Annotated in this window: 12 protein-coding genes; 9 read left to right on the top strand and 3 right to left on the bottom strand. The window is 65.1% G+C overall.

All coding sequences use genetic code 11. The features are described 5' to 3' along the window. Positions 1–261: 261 nt before the first annotated feature. Positions 262–1,599: a hypothetical protein gene (locus ACYVKQ_RS13710; RefSeq protein WP_460675910.1), complete on the top strand. Its 1,338-nt coding sequence runs from the start codon at positions 262–264 to the stop codon at positions 1,597–1,599. 72 nt (positions 1,600–1,671) lie between these two features. After that, positions 1,672–2,916: an adenine nucleotide alpha hydrolase family protein gene (locus ACYVKQ_RS13705; RefSeq protein WP_460675909.1), complete on the top strand. Its 1,245-nt coding sequence runs from the start codon at positions 1,672–1,674 to the stop codon at positions 2,914–2,916. Between the two features lie 170 nt (positions 2,917–3,086). Here the strand turns inward: ACYVKQ_RS13705 and ACYVKQ_RS13700 are convergent, their stop codons facing one another. Continuing rightward, a complete protein-coding gene (locus ACYVKQ_RS13700; protein ID WP_460675908.1) occupies positions 3,087–3,512 on the bottom strand; it encodes a tellurite resistance TerB family protein in 426 nt (141 codons plus the stop codon). Between the two features lie 206 nt (positions 3,513–3,718). Here ACYVKQ_RS13700 and yiaA point away from each other — a divergent pair, with 206 nt between their 5' ends. Continuing rightward, positions 3,719–4,159 carry an inner membrane protein YiaA gene (yiaA, locus tag ACYVKQ_RS13695; RefSeq protein WP_460675907.1) on the top strand — a complete coding sequence of 147 codons (441 nt, stop codon included), beginning with the start codon at positions 3,719–3,721 and terminating at the stop codon, positions 4,157–4,159. Between the two features lie 105 nt (positions 4,160–4,264). Here the strand turns inward: yiaA and ACYVKQ_RS13690 are convergent, their stop codons facing one another. Continuing rightward, complete coding sequence (locus ACYVKQ_RS13690) at positions 4,265–6,403, bottom strand: carboxy terminal-processing peptidase (RefSeq protein ID WP_460675906.1); 2,139 nt, start codon at positions 6,401–6,403, stop codon at positions 4,265–4,267. A 592-nt stretch (positions 6,404–6,995) separates the two neighbouring features. On the opposite strand from ACYVKQ_RS13690, the gene ACYVKQ_RS13685 reads away from it, so the two are divergent. The 6 genes from ACYVKQ_RS13685 to ACYVKQ_RS13660 all read left to right on the top strand — a co-directional run bounded on the left by ACYVKQ_RS13685 (position 6,996) and on the right by ACYVKQ_RS13660 (position 16,116). Further along, on the top strand, positions 6,996–10,025 hold the full coding sequence (locus tag ACYVKQ_RS13685) for a SusC/RagA family TonB-linked outer membrane protein (RefSeq protein ID WP_460675905.1): 3,030 nt from the start codon (positions 6,996–6,998) through the stop codon (positions 10,023–10,025). Between the two features lie 14 nt (positions 10,026–10,039). Next, a complete protein-coding gene (locus ACYVKQ_RS13680) occupies positions 10,040–11,434 on the top strand; it encodes a RagB/SusD family nutrient uptake outer membrane protein (protein WP_460675904.1) in 1,395 nt (464 codons plus the stop codon). A gap of 159 nt (positions 11,435–11,593) precedes the next feature. Continuing rightward, positions 11,594–12,277 carry a hypothetical protein gene (locus tag ACYVKQ_RS13675; RefSeq protein WP_460675903.1) on the top strand — a complete coding sequence of 228 codons (684 nt, stop codon included), beginning with the start codon at positions 11,594–11,596 and terminating at the stop codon, positions 12,275–12,277. Positions 12,278–12,570: 293 nt separating this feature from the next. Continuing rightward, positions 12,571–14,241: an FAD-binding dehydrogenase gene (locus ACYVKQ_RS13670; protein ID WP_460675902.1), complete on the top strand. Its 1,671-nt coding sequence runs from the start codon at positions 12,571–12,573 to the stop codon at positions 14,239–14,241. 54 nt (positions 14,242–14,295) lie between these two features. Continuing rightward, complete coding sequence (locus ACYVKQ_RS13665) at positions 14,296–14,898, top strand: hypothetical protein (RefSeq protein ID WP_460675901.1); 603 nt, start codon at positions 14,296–14,298, stop codon at positions 14,896–14,898. A gap of 123 nt (positions 14,899–15,021) precedes the next feature. Further along, positions 15,022–16,116: a lipase family protein gene (locus tag ACYVKQ_RS13660; protein ID WP_460675900.1), complete on the top strand. Its 1,095-nt coding sequence runs from the start codon at positions 15,022–15,024 to the stop codon at positions 16,114–16,116. 31 nt (positions 16,117–16,147) lie between these two features. Here ACYVKQ_RS13660 and ACYVKQ_RS13655 read toward each other — a convergent pair whose 3' ends face one another. Continuing rightward, the gene (locus tag ACYVKQ_RS13655; RefSeq protein ID WP_460675899.1) at positions 16,148–18,253 is read right to left on the bottom strand and encodes a sensor histidine kinase; all 2,106 of its coding nucleotides are present in this window, start codon (positions 18,251–18,253) and stop codon (positions 16,148–16,150) included. Positions 18,254–18,525: the final 272 nt, after the last annotated feature.

The following is an 18,525-nucleotide window of genomic DNA, read 5'->3' as shown; positions in this document are numbered from 1 at the left end:
CCTGAGGTGCTTACCAGTGCACCGCGTGCTATGCGACTGTGCCCTTCTTTCTAGTTGCAAATCAAGATGCGCTGTCCTTAAGCTTAGCGGCCTAGACTGATTATTATAAACTATCCGACATTTAATTTAAACTTGCAAATTAAAAATTACATCTAAACTTTAATTTGTATAACAAATTCTTGGTTAGTAACATTGAGTAAGCGCCGGCAAGTCCAGTAGCAGATTATCCTGCTTGCCGACTGTATTCATTCATCGGCAGTTATGAAAGAGCGTTTCACGGCTTACGCGGCTTATCTATTGCTGTTTACGCTTTGCGCCGCTGCGGCCGCAGTCATACCAACCACCGCCATTTCAGAGGATATTCTGTATTGGATCAACTGGTCTGGCTACATGCAGCAGCATGGGTTTGGCCACACCTATGATTTTGCTGACAACAACTATAACCCATTCTTTCAGTACGTTCTGCTCTTCTACATCCGCCTGATCAATGGCCAGGGCATCGCTGAACACGTTTACCTCCTGAAAATTCTGACGTTGCTGTTCGACTTCGGCGCCGCCGTGCTGGCGGCTACCTTGCTGGCAGGCCGCCGCCAACTGGCCCTGGCTCTGCTGCTGCTACTCAACCTGGGGTATCTCTACAACACCTTGGTGTGGGGACAAGTAGATTCTATCTATACCTGCCTGCTCTTCATCGCCATCGTGCTGGGCTTGCGGGAGCGGCCCGTGTGGAGCGCGCTGTTCTACGTGTTGTCCGTCAACGCCAAGCTGCAGGCCTTGGTGCTGCTGCCGGTGCTGCTGCTGCTCTGGCTGCCGCTGTGGGCGCGCACGCCGCGGGCCCTGCCGTGGACGGTACTGGCCGCGGTGGCTCTGCAGGCGCTGCTGGTGCTGCCGTTTGTGCTGCCCCACGGCCTCGGCTACCTGACGCGCATCTACGCCAACACCTTTGGCTCCATTGAATACTACCCCGTGGTGTCAATGCACTGCTACAATCTGTGGCACCTGCTGCTGTGGAAGGAGCACAAGGTATGGCTGATTCCAGACTCGTTGCAGCTGGCGGGCATCACCTACCGCCACTGGGGCATAGCCATGTTCCTGCTCTCCTCGGCGGTGCTGTTGCTACCGCTGGCGCTTACCGCCGTGCGCCATGCCCTGGCCCGGCAGCGCTTTGCCGCGGCCGACTACGGGCTGCTGTTTCTGACAGCTGGGCTGGTTCCGATCCTGCTCAGCTACTTCAACACGCAGATGCATTCCCGCTACGTACACCCCGGCATCCTGCTGCTGGCCTGCTACGCTTTCGTAACGCGCCGGCACGTGCTTTTTCTGCTGGCTTCTGGGGCTTACTTCCTGAACCTGACGGCGATGATCAACATCTTCACCGTGTATGACCTGAAGCTTTCCTGGAACCCCTGGTTCAACTCGCGCTTCGTCGCGGGGCTCTACACCCTGGTGGTGGCAGGCGGCCTGCGCGAACTGTACCGACACTACAGCCCGGGCCCGGTGCTGAGCGCGCTTCTGCGGCGCTGGCCGTCGCTGCAAGCCCCGGAAGAGCCGGCTCCGCCCGGCCATCAACGCGTTCTTTCCAACCGGAGCACCTCGTGAGGACTGCGGGCCTTAACGCCCCCGACCCACGCCCTGGTTTTTTATCACCCCCACTTTTCGCTTACCTCTCCCATGACCGCAACTACTACGTTGACCAAACCCGTTCTGGCAGCGCCGCTCCGGCCCGCTGCCGAGCCCCAGGCAGAGGCCGCCCCGCACCCGGGTTACCAGCAGTGCCCGCGGTGCATCATGGACACGACGGTGCCGGGCATCCGCTTCGCGGCGGCCACGGGCGAGTGCAACTTCTGCGCCCTGCACGACAAGATGGAGCGCGAAAACCCGCTCGGGGCGGCCGGCGAAGCGTACGTGCGGCGGGCGGCGGCGGAGATGAAGCGCCTGGGCCGGGGCCGCAAGTACGACTGCGTGCTGGGCGTCAGCGGCGGGCGCGACAGCTCCTTCACGCTCTGGTACTGCGTCGCGCAGCTGGGCCTGCGCCCCTTGGCCGTGCACTTCAACGACGGCTTCGGCAACCCCGTGGCCGGCGAGAACATGGTCAAGGCCTGCCGCCGCCTGGGCGTGGAGCTGCGCACCATCACCTCCGACTGGCGCGAGTCGCGGGACCTGAAGCTTGCCTTTTTGAAGGCCTCCACCCCCGACATCGAGGAGGGCACGGACGTGGGCATCGCCACGGCCCTCTACGGGGTGGCGGCCAAGGAGGGCGTGCGGCGCATCGTCATCGGCCAGTCCTTCCGCACCGAGGGCATCTGCCCGCTGGCCTGGAACTACCTCGACGGCAAGTACCTGAAGGCCGTGCACCGGCGCTTCGGCGCCGTGCCGCTGCGCCCCTGGACGCCCACCGACCCGGGCTTCCACCTGGACGTGAAGGAGCTGTTCTACTACACCGTCTGGCGCGGCATCAAGACCGTCACGCTGCTCTACCACGTGCCCTACGTGCGCCGCGACGTGGACGCGCTGCTCGCCCGCGAGCTGGGCTGGCAGAACCCGGGCGCCCACTACTTCGACGACCTCTACCAGAGCGTGATTTACTACCTGAACCGCGTCAAGTTCAACATCGACCGGCGCCTGTTCAACTACTCGGCCCTGGTGCGCTCGGGCCAGATGACGCGCCCGGAGGCGCTGGCCAAGTGCCGCCACGTCAACCCCATCGAGGACGAGCAGGTCATCCAGCTCTGCATCAAGCGCCTGGGCCTGACCCGCCCCGAGTTCGAGCAGATCGTGCGGGCCCCGGTCAAGAGCTTCCGCGACTACCCCAACAACTACGCCCTGATCCGCCGGCTGCGCGGCCCCATCTGGCTGGCCAGCAAGCTGCGCCTGCTCCCCGAGTCCGCCTACGACAAGTACTTCAGCTGCAGCTAGCCGGCGCGGGCCGGTGGTGCTCGGCCCCTTTGCCCCTGCCGCCGTACCGAATCGAAAACAGCGGCCCCATACGTCTTCGTGCGTATGGGGCCGCTGCCGGCGGGTAACTGTCAGCTGGGCAAACCCCTACCCGGCCAGGCCGCACGTGGGGTAGTCGCGCCGTCCGGGTTTCAGCTTACGGTAGGCGGGTTGCGGCCCGGGTCGGGCGCGCCGCCGGCGAGCTGCGTCACCATATCATCCAGGATCTGCTTGTTGTAGCCAATGCGGTTGGCGTACTCCAGACAGAGGCCGTACTCGCGCGGGTCGATCTGGCCGTCCTGCAGCATCATCTGCACCAAGGTTTGCAGCTCTAGTGTGCGCTGCAAGCCGTCGTTGGCCACCACAAAGCTCAGCACGCTCAGGTTGTCGGCAATGGGGCGCACGTCGTCGTAGCTCAGGCCCAGGCGCTGGCCGATCTGCAGCAGAAACTGGCCTTCGTCTTCCTGCAGCCGACCGTCGGCGGCGGCCAGCAGGACCAGGTTTTGGAAGAAGCCCAGCTTTTTTTGCTGGGTATCCAGCATCTGCTCCAGGGCGTGGGTGGTTTGCTTGGTTTGCATGGTTCGCTAAAGTCAGATTGAAAAGTCAGCCCCGCACGGGGTTTTTCATTCAACGACCACTTTAACGGAAGGTTGAGACCTGCCCGCCCCCAAGGTTAATGTCTGATTGTGGTCAATGATGTACAGCTTCGCGTATGCATCCCTAGTAATATTGGGCAGTTAATTTTTCGCGGGTTACAGCACACGCGGCCCTTCCCCTTTTTGCTATGAACCAACAGCCTTCCACGGCCTTCGTCGGCGCCTCCTGGGCCGCCTTGCTCATCGGCATGCTGGCCTACAACATCGGCCTCTGGAACGCCCAGATGGCCCTGAACGAAAAAGGGTACTACTTCGCAGTGCTCATGTACGGCTTGTTTGCGGCCATTTCGGTGCAAAAGAGCGTGCGCGACCGGTTGGAAGGCATTCCCGTTACCAACCTCTACTACGGCATCAGCTGGCTTTCCACCGTGCTGGCCATCCTGCTGCTGATTGTGGGTTTGTGGAATGCTACGCTGACGCTGAGCGAAAAAGGATTCTACGCCATGTCGTTTACGCTGAGCCTGTTCGCCGCCATTGCCGTGCAGAAAAACACCCGCGACAACCAGCGTCCCAACGGTGGTGCCACGCCGCGGGTAGAGGAGCGGCCCCGAGTGGAGCAGGAGGTTTGATAACGCACTGCTTGCTTCCCGCGAAGTCCAGCAGTGGCCATTAAGCAAACCGCCCGCGCAGAGCAGCTCTGCGCGGGCGGTTTGCGTTTGGAGCCCTGACGGCTGTTACAACTCATCCTGGAGCACGGCTACGGCCTCGCGCAGGGTCAGGTCTTTGCGCAAGGGCTGCACGAAGCGCTGAGCGCGGCTGGTCTGGGCGCTGTCGGCGGTGGCGGCGGCCAGCGGCGTGACAGCCAGCACCGGGGCCTGCTGCTGCAGATTCTTGTAGCGCTCGGCGGCCGCGTGGGCCAGCTGCTGCTCGGCGCGGTAGGCCGTCAGGTTCAGCGTTTCGCGGGTGTTCTGCTGGCGCTTGGCCATGTCCTGCACGGCGCTGGTGAGCAGCGTGAAGGCCGCGTTGGCAGCCACACGCTGGCGGCTGGCGGCGGCCAGCTTGGCCAGGGGCGGCGCCCCGGCCCAGGGCGTAAAGCTGGCGGGCGCAATTTCGTCCCAGGGCAGCGGGAAGTCGGTGTCCTGCTCGCCGTCGGCCAGGGTGCTGTAGGCGTCGGGCACCACGATGTCGGGCGTGACGCCCTTAAACTGCGTGCTGGAGCCCGTCACGCGGTAGTATTTCTGAATGGTCATCTTCAGCGAGCCGAAGGGCTTGAGCGCCGCCAGCTCGGGGTTCATCATGTCGTCGAGTTCGAACACGCGCTGCACGGTGCCCTTGCCGTAAGTCGTGTTGCCGATGACCACGCCGCGCTTGTAGTCCTGAATGGCGCCGGCCAGAATTTCGGAGGCCGAGGCGCTGTAGCGGTTCACCAGCACCACCAGCGGACCATCGTACAGCACTTTGGGGTCCGGGTCGCTTACCACCTCGGCGGCGCGCTGCCGGCTTTTGACCTGCACCATGGGGCCGCCCGGCACGAAAAGGCCGGCCATTTCGGCCGCGTCCTGCAGGGAGCCGCCGCCGTTGAAGCGCAGATCGAGCACGACGCCCTGCACGTTCTGGGCCTTGAGTTTTTCCAGCTCGGTGCGCACGTCTTCGGCCGAGTTGCGGCCGCCGTTGCGGTTGAAGTCGGCGTAGAAGCTGGGCAGCAGGATGTAGCCCAGCTTCTTGCCGCCCTCGTTGATGACGGCCGACTGCGCGTAGGTTTCCTCAAGGATGACCACGTCGCGGATGATGGAAATGACCTTGATGCTGGCGTCGGGCTTCTTCACCGTCAGGCGCACCTCCGTGCCTTTCTTGCCCCGGATCATCTGCACCACCTTGTCCAGGCGCATGCCTTCCACCACCACGGGCTCGGCGGCGCCCTGGGCCACGCGCAGCACCACGTCGCCCACTTTCAGCTCGCCCTGCCGGTGCGAGGCCGAGCCGGGCACGATGTAGGCCACCACAATCTGCCCGTCCCGCTCGCTCATCTGGGCGCCGGTGCCTTCGAGGCGGCCGGTAATGGCCAGGTCGAAGTTGGTTTTGTCTTTGGGCGCGAAGTACTCCGAGTGCGGGTCGAAGGTGTTGGCAATGGTATTGGCAAACTCGGCGAGGCGGTCGGCCTCGTCGGTCTGGCGCAAGTCGTTGAAATACTCGTCGTAGTACTTCAGCACCTGCTTGCGGGCCTCGGCCTCCAGCTGGGCGGGGGTGCGCACCGGCGCCGACAGCGTGGCCTCGGAGGGCTTGGCCCCGGCGGCGGCCAGGGCTTTGCCCGGCTGCTTGCCCTGCTCGTCCATCAGCTCCGAGACGCGCGTCATCGTCTGGTACTTGAGTAGGCGGCGCCAGTAGTCGCGGCGGGCGGCCGCGTCGGCCGGGTAGCTGAGCTTCTCGGGGTCGGTTTCGATGGTTTCGTCGGCCGTAAACGCAAACGGCTGGCTGAGCAGCTCGCGGTAGAGCACCTGCACCTCCTGCTGGCGCTGGTTGATGAGCTTGGTGCTCAGGTCCAGAAACTCGCTGCGGCCCTGCTTCACCTCGTTGTCGATGCCCGTTTCGTAGCGCTGCAGCTGCTTCACGTCGGGCTGCAGCAGGAAGCGTTTGCTGCCATCCAGACGCTTGAGATACAGCGAAAACACGCGCCGGGAAAAGTTATCGTCGAGGGCGCCGGGCTGCACGTGGGCCACGGCCATGCCCTGCGTGACGGTGCCCAGCAGCACTTGCTTTTTCTGCGGCGGGACGTCGGCCGGCGCCGGACGCGAAGTGAACGAGCCGGGAATGGTGAGCAGAAAACCCGGCAGCAGCACCGAGAAAAAGCCTAGGGAAGAACGAAAAGGCGCCATATGCAAGGTGCGGGAGAGGCGGGTAGAATCGAACAAAAAGAATGAGGGCGGCGGCTGGGATGGCCCGATGGTGCTCAATCGAAGTGCCTTACTCGGGGCCATGTGCTTATCAAGACACCACTTGCCAACCCCAAGTTGCACCTTTTCGACGCGACTTCCCTCTTCCCTCCATCACATGATTTTCATGCCAAGCCCACCGGGGCACACTGCCGCGTATTCACTTCGTAGACCGGAAGCGGCAGGAGGCAGCGCACCCGCGCGTTGGACGCGTTGGCACGATGCGAGTTGACCGCCGCCGTGCGACGAGCCAGGGTAGTCTGGCGAAATGGCGGTCCGCGTGGATGTCCCCTACGGCTACGGCTTTTTTCTGATCAGCAGTTCTATTAGCAGCCGCCCCAGAGCCCGGGCGTTCAAAACCGCAGGTTTCTTACCATATCGAGGAGCCACTTTTCCTGGTATTGTTCTATGGAATAATCGAAATCCAAGGCTAATTTCAAGAACATTGCACAGATTGTAATTTATAAATTAAAAATATCACTATACATATGGATTATGGGTAATTTCTGGTCTCACTCACCAACCCCATATCCATATGAAGACACTTATACCAGGCCTGCTGCTGACAGCTATGGCCCTGGCGCAACCCGCCACCGCGCAAAACCGCGAGGTTAGTGGCCGGGTGACCGACGCGGCCAGCGGTGAGGCCCTGCCCGGCGTGACGGTGCTGGCCAAAGGTACCTCCATTGGGGCCACGACCAACGCCAACGGCGCTTACTCCATCAGCGTGCCTGCCAGCGCCACCACGCTGCAGTTCAGCTACGTAGGCTACCGCACGCTGGACCGCCCCATCGACAACTCGGGCACCGTGAACGTGTCGCTGAGCGCCGATACCCGCCAACTGGACGAAGTGGTGGTATCGGGCTTGGCCACCAACGTGAAGCGCTCCAACCTGGCTAACTCCGTGGCCACTATTTCGGCCAAGGAGCTGACCGGCATTACGCGGCCCGTGACGGTGGACGCAGCCATCAACGGCAAGCTCGCCGGGGCCAACATCTCGCAGAACAGCGGGGCGCCCGGCGGGGGCCTGTCGGTGCAGCTACGCGGCATTTCCACCATCTCGGGCAGCTCGCAGCCCCTCTACGTCATCGACGGGGTATACGTGAACAACGAGCAGGTCGGCAACGGGGCCGGCTCGCCCTCTTTCACCGGGGCCTCGGCCTCTACCACGCGCACCACGCAGGACCAGACGGTAAACCGCCTGGCCGACCTGAACCCGAACGACATCGAGAGCATCGAGGTGCTGAAAGGGCCCAGCGCGGCGGCCATCTACGGCACGCGCGGCAACGCGGGCGTCATCATCATCCGCACGAAGCGCGGCCGCGCCGGGCAGACACGCATCAACCTCAGCCAGGACATTGGCATTGCGCGGGCCTGGCGCCTGCTAGGCAAGGAAGACTGGACGGAAGAAAAAATACGGCGCGTATTTACCGGCCAGACGGCCGAGGATGAAGTGGCGCTGTGGCGCAGCCAGACGGCGGCCGGCAACATCTACGACTACGAGGAGGAAATCTTCGGCAACACCGGCGTGCTCACCAACACGACCCTGAGTTTGGCCGGCGGCAGCGACAATACCAAGTTCTACGTGTCGGGCTCCACCAACAACGAGTCGGGCATCGTGGACCGCACGGGCTTCCAGCGCAACTCCATCCGCGCCAACGTGGACCAGCGCATCGGCAAGCTCATCGACGTGAGCCTGAACACGAACTACATCAACTCGCAGAACCAGCGCGGCTTCACTGGCAACGACAACAACGGCATCAGCTACACTTATTCGCTGGCGGCGACCCCCAGCTACCACGAGCTGCACCGCCTGCCGAACGGGCAGTTTCCCGACGCGCGCACCACGTCCGACAACCCCTTGGCCGTGGTGGCGCGGGCCGTGAACGAGGAGACCACCAACCGCTTCATCCTGGGGCTGAACACCACCGTGCACCTGCTGGAAAGGGAAAACACCTCGCTCCGCTTCAATATCCTGGGGGGCACCGACTTCTCCAACACCCGCAACTTCCTGCACCTGCCTTCGGACATGCAGTCGCAGCGCGACCTGGCCAACCCAGGGGCCTCGCGCCTGACCAACACCAACGCCTTCTTCACCAACCTGCAAGGCGCACTGGTGTACGACTGGCGCCTGCTGGACGGCGCCCTGCAGATGACCACGCAGGCCGGCACCGTACGCCTGACGCGCAAGTTCAACCAAACCTACAGCCAGGGCATCGGGCTGCTGCCGGGCCAGGAAAGCACCAACACCGGCTCGATCATTACGCAAAACGCCTTCGAGAGCGAGCAGACCGACGTGGGCGTATTTGCCCAGCAGGAAATCAACTGGCGCGACCGGATCATTGTGACCGGCGGCATCCGCTTCGACAAGACCAACACGGCCGGCGACCCGGACAAGTTCTTTCCCTTCCCGAAGGCCTCGGTAGCCGTGAACGTGGCCAACTTCGACTTTTGGACGCTGGACGTGGTCAACGTGATTAAGCCACGCTTCGCCTACGGTCAGACCGCCGGCGTACCGCCCTACAGCGCCATCTTCAATCCGTTGCAGCCCATCGGGGCGGGCACGCAGCTGGGCTTGATTCAGCAGATTTCCATCGGCAACTCCAACGTGGAGCCGGAACGGGCCTCTGAGCTGGAGGCCGGTCTGGACCTGGGCTTCCTGGAAAACCGCATCACGCTGGAAGCCACCGTGTACAAGAAGAAAGTGACGGACATCCTGCGCCCCTACACGCTGGCGCCGAGCACCGGGGTACAGCAAGTGGCCGGCATCGGCGACCTGTCGCAGACCGTGGGCGCTTTCCCGGTGGGCGACCTGGAAAACCGCGGCATCGAGCTGAGCCTGGGCGTGACGCCGGTGCGCTCGGCCAACCTGACCTGGACGGCCACCACGCAGTTCTGGCTGAACCGCAGCGAGGTCACGCGCTCGGTGATTCCCATCAACACGGTGGGTCTGGGCTTCGGCAACACCTTCGGCCGCAACCTGTGGGCCGAGGGCCAGTCGCCCTCGCGCTGGTTTGGCACACCCGCTGACCCCAACGGTGTGCTGAGCCTTACGCGCTACGAGGATGCGCAGCCGCGCTTTCAGGCCTCGCTGCTGAACACGATGACCGTATTGAAGGGCTTCGACGTTTCGTTTCTGCTGCATTGGCGCCACAAGGGCTACATCAGCAACCTGAGCCGCGTGCTGCAGGACGAAGGCGGCACCACCGAGGACTGGAGCCAGCCCAGCGGCGAAACCGATGCGCAGGGCAACCCGCTCACGCTGGGGCAGGCCCGCCCCCGCCGCACGGCCCGCGAGTTCATTCAGGACGGGAGCTACGTGCGCCTGCGCGAAGCGTCCATCTACTACACCATCCCGGCGGCGCTGCGCACGCAGCTGTTCAGCACGTACGTGGCCAACATTCGGGTGGGCGTGTCGGGCTACAACCTGCTGACCTGGACCGACTACGTGGGCTACGACCCGGAGGTATCCAATTTCGGCAACGTAGCCAACGCTGCCCTGGTGGACGTGGGGTCGTTTCCCAACACCCGCCGCATGTTCTTCCACGTTGCCCTCGAATTTTAAGCTCCACCCCTGCCATGACTAGTTTGCTGACCTTCTTCGCTCAGTCGCTGCGCCGCTACGGGGCGGCGGCCCTGCTCCTACTGCTGCTGCCCGCCTGCGCCTACTTCGAGGCCCCCGCCGTCAGCGACCCCAACAACGCCGACGTCTCGGACTTCGTGAACAACCCCACGCGCCAGCAGGTACAGGCCCTGGCCTCGGGCACCGAAGCATCGCTGCGCCTAGGCTACCAGGGCCAGGGCCCGTACCTGAACGTGACGGGCACGTTCGGCCGCGAGGTGGTGGTGCTGGCCCAAAACGAATCGCGCTGGTACACCGAGCTGCTGGGCAGCCGCCCGCTCGACAACGCCGCTTTCTACAATTCGGCCTATCCGGACTTTGCCCGGGCCCGCCGTGCAGCCCAAATTCTGCGCGAATCGGCCAGCACCTCGGTGCTGCTCTCGGCCGAGGAGAAGCAGGCCACCCAAGGCTTTGCCCACACCATGGAGGCCCTGACCAAGCTTTACCAGCTGAACCTGCAGGGCGAAAACGGCATCCGCATCGACGTGGAAAACCCCTTGCGGCCGGGCCCCTTCGTGACCTACGAGGCAGGCCTGAACCACATCCGTGACCTGCTGGACCAGGGCAACACCGAACTGGGGACGGGCAGCGGCACGGCCTTCCCCTTTACGCTGACCACCGGCGGCTTCGCGGGCTTCAACACGCCGGCCACGTTCCGGCAGTTTAACCGCGCGCTGGCCGCCCGCGTGGCCGCCTACCGCCGGGACTGGGCCGGCGTGACCACGGCGCTTGGGCAGTCGTTCTACAACGAAACGGCCAGCCTTACGCTTGGGCCTTCCATTGCCTACACGCCCGGCCAGCCGTTGGACACCGGCAACCCCTATTTCCAAGCGCTAAACGCGAACCCAGCCACGCTGGTGGTGGTGCAACGCTCTATTTTGCAGGACACGGTGCGCCTGACCACTACCGGCCGCGACAACCGCGTGCGGACCAAGCTCGGGCGGCGCACCACGCCGCGCAGCCTGGGCGGCATCAACGGCACGCACCAACCCACGGTATACCCCAACAATACGGCCCGCATTCCGATCATCCGGAACGAGGAGCTTATCCTGCTGGCGGCGGAAGCCGCCATCCAGCAGAGCCAGCTCCCGGAGGGGGTACGCCTGCTGAACGTGATTCGGACCCGTTCGGGCGGAGTGGGCCCGTACACCGGTCCGGTTACGCAGGCGGCGCTGATCGATGAGTTGCTGCTGCAGCGCGAGTTTTCGCTTTTCTACGAAGGCCACCGCTGGGTCGACATGCGCCGCTACAACCGCCTCGGCCAGCTGGACCGAGAACTGGCTACCCACCAAGTATACCCAGCCATGACGCGCCCCTTCGCCGAAGTGGCCTGGGACGCTTCCAACCCGTAAGCGGGCAGATGCGGCGGGCCGCTGCGGGTAGCACGCACCATCCACCGCCGAAAAATCCGGGCTGGTACGGACTTCATGACGTGCCCCCACCTCATACCTTGCGCCCGGTCCGGCAGTAGTCGGGCCGGGCTATTTTTTCACCATCCACCGCTACTTATCGTGCCTGCTTACCCGCGCTATTTCGACCATTTTTTCGCTACGCAACGCATTTCCCGCTTCCGCTTCAGGGCCTTGGGCAATTACGCGCTTACCCAGTTGCGCGAAGCCAACCTGAGCGCCGCTTTCGCGCCCCACGCCGCCGAGCTGCAGGCGGCCCTCAATGGCTTTGAGCCCGACCTGCTGCGCGGCATTGCGCACGCGCCGGCGGGTGGCACCACGGCGTTTCGGGTGGCGCGCAAGCAATGGCTGGCCTTCGTGGACGATGCCATGAAGGACTACGTGACCCCGCGCCTACGCAAGCTGCCTGTCTATGCCGAATTTCGCCAGTATCGCAAAAGTCGGTTGCGTGCCCTGGATCATACTACCCTGCTGCTGCATTCCCGGACCTTGCTGAACCTGTACGAGTCGCATCAGGCAGCTTTGCACGCCGAAGACTTATGCGCTGACGCGCAGCGCCTCTTCCGCCGGCTCGCGCACGCCGACGAAAGCCGCACCATCGCCGAGGCCATCAGCGACCAGGCCCGCATGGCCCGCTCGGCCGATTGGTTGGCGCTGGCCCGTGCCCTGCGCCGCTTCAAGGCCCAACTGGAACTGCACTTCGATGACCCGGCCGAGGTGTACCGCTTCTTTGACCTTACTGCAGCCCAACCGGCGCCGGCCCGGCTTCTCGTAGCGGTGGGCTGAGGTTTCGGCGGCCGGCAGAAGGAGCTTATGCAATTCGGCATCGGGCTGCAGCCAGTGCGGGAACCGCTTTCCCGCTCGTATGCAGCTTACACTTGGCCTGCTCCCCTTCCGCATCCGGCTCCTGTTGGCCCAACCAACGCCCATTATTACCCTTAAGGCGTTTGACTACAGCAGCTGCCACAGTACCGGGAGCTGCTGCTCACGGGCAGCTGGTACGTGTATTGAGCCAGCGAAGTGCGTATGTTGCGGGCGCCCCGATGGGCCTTGCTCCACCCCCTCTGCCTTTCTCTCCGATGACACCTTCCACTTCCACCGCTGAGGCCGACGTGCTCATTATCGGCGCCGGGCTGGCGGGCCTGGTAGCCGCCTGCGAGCTGACTGAAGCCGGCCGGAGCGTGCTGCTGCTCGACCAGGAACCCGAGCAAAACCTGGGCGGTCAGGCCTTCTGGTCGTTTGGCGGCCTGCTGCTGGTGGATTCGCCCGAGCAGCGCCGCCTCGGCATCCGCGACTCCTACGAGCTGGCCTGGCAGGACTGGTTGGGCACGGCCGGCTTCGACCGCGCCGAGGACCACTGGCCCCGCCGCTGGGCCGAGGCCTACGTGCAGTTTGCGGCCGGCGAAAAGCGCAGCTGGCTGCGCCAGCGCGGGGTGTCGTTTTTTCCGGTGGTGGGCTGGGCCGAGCGCGGCGGCTACGGGGCTTCCGGGCCCGGCAACTCGGTACCACGCTTCCACGTGACCTGGGGCACGGGACCGGGCGTGGTAGCCCCCTTCGTGCAGCGCGTGCAGGAAGCCGCCCGGCGCGGGCGGCTCACCTTCAAGTTTCGGCACCGCGTGAGCGAGCTGCTGGTGGAAGCCGGCGCGGTGGTGGGCGCCAGCGGCGAGGTGCTGGCCCCCAGCGACGCCGCGCGCGGGCAGAAAACGTCCCGCGAGGTAGTCGGCGACTTCCGCTTCCGCGCCCAGGCCGTCATCGTCACGTCGGGCGGCATCGGAGCCAATCACGAGCTGGTACGCCAGAATTGGCCGGCCCGCCTCGGCCCGCCGCCCCGCCGCATGCTCGCCGGCGTACCCGACCACGTCGACGGCCGCATGCTGGGTATCACGGCCCGCGCCGGGGGGCGCATCATCAACCCCGACCGCATGTGGCATTACACCGAGGGGCTGCAGAACTGGTCGCCGATCTGGACCAACCACGGCATCCGCATCCTGCCGGGGCCGTCGTCGCTGTGGCTGGATGCCCGTGGCCAGCGCCTGCCCGGGCCGCTCTACCCCGGCTTCGACACGCTGGGCACCCTGCACCACCTCATGCAGACCGGCTACGATTACTCGTGGTTTGTGCTGACGCAGAAGATTATCCAGAAGGAATTTGCCCTGTCGGGCTCGGAGCAGAACCCGGACCTGACCAACAAAAGCGTGCTGCAAACCTTCGGGCGGGTACGCGGCGGGGTGCCGAAGCCGGTGGCGTCGTTTGTGGAGCATGGGGCCGACTTCGTGGTGCGGCGTACGCTTCCCGAGCTGGTACAGGGCATGAACGAGCTGGTGGGCGGCGAGCCGCTGCTCGATGCGGCCGCCATCGGGCACGAAATCCGCACCCGCGACCTGCAGCTGACCAATAAGTTCGGCAAGGACGGGCAGCTGACGGCCATCCGCGGCGCCCGTGCCTACCTCGGCGACCGGCTGATTCGCACGGCCAAGCCCCACCGCCTGCTCGACCCGGCGGCCGGCCCGCTCATCGCCGTGCGGCTGAACATTCTCACCCGCAAAACCCTCGGCGGCCTCGAAACCGACCTCGACAGCCGCGTGCTGGGCGCCGACGGGAAACCGGTGCCGGGCCTGTACGCGGCGGGCGAGGTGGCGGGCTTTGGCGGCGGGGGCATGCACGGCTACCGGGCGCTGGAGGGCACGTTTCTGGGCGGCTGCATCTTTTCGGGGCGGGCTGCGGGCCGGGCCGCGGCGGGCGCGGTATAGCCCCTGGCTTCTTAACTTTGGTTTTCTTCTGGTCTATCCCCTATTGCTTACCCCATGCGCTACGCGTCGATCTGTTGCTCGCTTCTGCTGCTGAGCGGCTTCTTAAGTAGGTGCGGCAAAGAGGACCCCAAGCCCGCCTCTACCCTACGCCTGTTCGTCAACGGCGCCGAAATCCAGGACGAACAGGTGAAAGCGCAGTTTGTCGCGCATCGGCCCAGCTATGCCCCGCCCCAGCCCGGGCCCAATGACTACATTCGGCAGGTGGCACCCGACACGGTCGTGTTTGCCCCTGGTACCATGCGCTTTTCGGTGCAGCGCACCGGCACGCTGTGGCTGTTTTACTCGGTGATGCGGACGCAGGTGCCCGACGACAACGTGCTGGCGGGCCTGCTCCGCTACAGCGCACCCGTCGTGCCGGTACCGGCCAGCACTGGCTTTTTATCTATGAGCCAGGAAGTGCGCGTGGGCCGTGGCGAAGCCAGCCAGCTGAAGCTTGCGCAGCTGCGCTACTGGCTGCGGCGCGCCACCTACGGCGGCGGGCACCGCGAAATGTCCGGCGTGCTGGCCAACGAATTCAACCCGGCCGTAATTTCCTTGCTGCGGGCCGGCGACACCCTGGCCGTGCAGGAAAGCACCATCACGACCACCGTACGTTAGGCCAGCGCAGCTGCCAGGTCGCGCGCTGGAAGCTAAACAATCCCCAGCGTCTCCGTATTTCAGCAGCGAACCACTTGCCCACTTCGGGGCTTTGTTGCCCCGCGGGTTGCCTGTATGCGCTGCATGTTCACTTTTCTGTTCTTACTTCTACTGGGCTGGCTACCGGGCGCACGGGCCCAGCAGGCCCTGCAGCCGGGCTTCGACAAGGCCGAGTACCTGGAACTGCTGCGCCTGCACGCGCGCATGGCCGACGACTCTGCCTTCTGGCGCGGCATTGCGCCGCCCCGCGAGTTTCGGCGCGTGTACCGCTCCCCGGTGGTGGGCCTCGACAACCGCTGGGAGCTGTGGCACAACGGCCGCGGCACGGCAGTGGTTAGCCTGCGCGGCACCACCATGCGCACGGAAAGCTGGCTGGCCAACTTCTACGCAGCCATGCTGCCGGCCAAGGGCGAGCTGCGCCTGAGCGGGCAGCGCAGCTTCCGCTACGAGCTGGCCGAGCACCCGCAGGCAGCCGTGCACGCTGGCTGGCTGCTGGGCATGGCCCTGCAGGCCGACGACGTGGTGGCCCGCCTCGACTCCTGCTACCGCCGCGGCACCCGCGACGTTATCCTGATGGGGCACAGCCAGGGCGGCGCCATCGGTTTTCTGCTCACGGCCCACCTGCGCCAGCTGCAGCGGCAGGGTCGGCTGCCCGCCGATCTGCGCCTGAAAACCTACTGCAGCGCCGCGCCCAAGCCCGGCAACCTCTGCTTCGCCTACGAGTACGAGGCCCGCACCTACACCCCGCGGGGCAGTTGGAGCGTGAACGTGGTAAACTCCGCCGATTGGGTACCCGAAACGCCCATTTCCATTCAGACGCTGGCCGACTTCAACCCCACCAACCCCTTCGGGAATGCGCCGCAGCTGCTGGGTCGGCAGCCGCTGCCGCAGCGCCTGGCCCTGGGCTACGCCTTTCGCCGCCTCGACCGCCCCACGCGGCGCGCCCAGCGCACGTATCAGCGCTACCTGGGCACGCTCGTGGCGCGGCAGGTGCGCAGGTACCTGCCCGACTACCAGCCCGGTACCTACGCGGCCACCAATAACTACGTGCGCGTCGGGCCCACCGTGGTGCTGCTGGCCGATGGCGCCTACCGGCAGCGCTACCCCGACGCCCCCGATAAGGTATTTACGCATCACCTATTCCAGCCTTACGTGTACCTGGCGCAGCAGCTACCGTGAGTGGCGCCAGCCGCTCCACCACTCCCCTGGCTTAGATCATGGGGGTAATGGCCAGTCCGGGCAGGGTAATGACGAACTCGGTGCAGACATCCGGCTCGGTGTGCACCGTGAGCGTACCGCCCAGGCTCTGCACGATGTCGCGGCTGAGGGCCAGGCCCAGGCCCAGGCCTTCGTCGGCGGGCTTGGTGCTAAAGAACCGTTCGAACACGAGTGGCTGCGCCGACTCGGGAATGCCCAGCCCGTTGTCGCGCACCCGAATGCGGACCTCCTGAGGCCCGGTACGCTCGGTAACGAGCGTGACCTGCGGCACGTACTCGGCTTGCTCGTCGACGCCATCGGCTAGGCGGCGACGCTCCTGCACGGCGTAAAAGGCGTTGGCAAAGAGGCTGATGAGTACGCGGCCCAGGTCGTGGCGCACCACGTTGACGGTGCCCACGGCCGGATCGAGGCGCGGCAGCAGCGCGGCGTAGAAATGGCGGTGTTTGGCGCGCACGTCGTGGTAGGTCAGGCGCAGGTAGTCCTCGGCCAGGGCGTTGAGGTCGGTGGGCTGCCGGGTGCTGGGCTGCGTACCGCCGTACTCCAGCATGCCCAGCACGATGGAGTTGGCCCGCTGGCTGTGCTGCCCGATTTTGGCCTGGTAGCGGGCCAGGTTCAGCAGCATCTCGTCGAGCATTTCCAGGTCGGTGGGCAGAAAGTCGCCTTTCAGCATCTCGGCGCGCAGCTCCTGGCTCAGCTGCTCGCTCACGCCGGCCAGGTTGCGAATGGCCTGCGTGGGCTGCTGTATCTCGTGGGCCACGCCGGCCATCAGCTCGCCCAACGACGCCATTTTCTCGCGCAGCACCAGCTGGTGCTGGGCTGTGCGCAGCTCCTGCAGCATCTGCGCCAACCGGTCGCGCTGCGTGGTCAGTTCCTGCTTCTGCTGGTTTACCTGCGCGTTCAGCTGCTGCAGCTGCCCATTGGCCTGCCGTTGCCGGCGGTTGAAGTAGCTCAGGGCCAGTACCAGCAACGCGAGGCCACCCAAGCCGCCCCAGAGGCCGTAGTTGCGCAGCCGGGCGGCGTACTCGGCCCGCTCGTCCTCCAGCTCCTGCAGGCGCTGCTGCTCCGCGAAACCAATGGCGTCGAGCTGTTTGATGCGCTGCGGGTTGTAGAGGCTGTCGGCGGCCAACTGCTCGATGCGCATGTACTTAAGCGCACTGTCGTTTTGGTTGCCGGCCGAGAAGACGTCGGCCAGCAGCCGGCTCGTGCGCACCACGCCTACCACGTAGGGCAGCGTCTGGCCCACCAACAGGGCGCGCCGGGCGTAGTAAATGCTGGAGTCGCGGCGGCCCTGCTGGTGGTAGAGCTCGGCCAGGTACTGGTAGGCACGGCAGGCGCTGCGTTGGTCGTTTTCGGGAAAGGAGGCCTGCGCGCTGCGCCGGTAGTAGCCGATGGCCGCTTGCACCTGCCCGCGCGCGGCGGCCAGCAGGCCCAGCTCGCGCAGCACGTACGGCAACGGATTGCCCCAGGCGCTCTGGCGCAGGGGATGCGTCGGGGCGGCCAGGGCGCGGGCCGTCAGGGCGCGGGCCTGGGTGAGAAAGTAGTCGGCCGAATCGAGCTGGCCGCGGCCCACGTAGGTCGAGCCCAGGTTGGTCAGCACGCTCACCACCTGCGAGGGGTCGGCCTGGGGCAGTTGGGCGTACAGCTGCCGCGCCCGGAAATAGTAGCTCAGCGCCGGCCGGTAGTCATCGAGGGCCTGGTATAGCAGGCCCGTCTGGTTGAGGGTACGGGCGGTGCCTTCCAGGTCGTGGCCGGCCTGGTGGAGGCGCAGCGCCTGCAGGTCGGTTCGCAGGGCTTGGGGCAGGTTGCCGCGCTCGGCTTGCAGCAGCCCCAGCCGCGAGAGGCAGCGCCCGGCGCCCTTGGCGTAGCCGATGCGCCGGGCCAGCTCCAACCCCTGCCGGGCATAGCGTTGTACCGAGTCGTAATGCGAATAGCGGAACGAGGCGCTCAGATCGGCCAGCAGCAGCACACGGGTGGTGTCGGCAGTGGCGCGCGCCAGCGACCGGCGCAGTGCGGGCGTTTGGGGGCTCTGCCCGGAGGCGAAAGAAACAGACTCCAGAAAAATCGATAGCCCGACCGAAAGCGCGCGGCAATACTTCATGCCTGAAAATTAGGCAATACAGGCCACTCAATCAGTCAACGCCCATAGTTGCCGGCCGCCTCTTTCCCGGCGCCGGCGCGCCGGGTGGCGCAGCCGCCGTGGCCGCGGCATGAAGCCAGCCAGGCCCGTCAGCGGATAACTACCACGACGTGCGGCCCGTTCAGCAGGCAGTGCCCTGCGGAGTGGGCACCACGCCGGAGTTGCCGGAGTGGCCGTATGACCACGCGCCGGCGCTCCATCCGTTCAGCGTGGGGCAGCAATCGAACTTACCG

This window comes from Hymenobacter coalescens (assembly GCF_054783195.1).
This window is presented reverse-complemented; position numbering and strand designations above follow the sequence as displayed.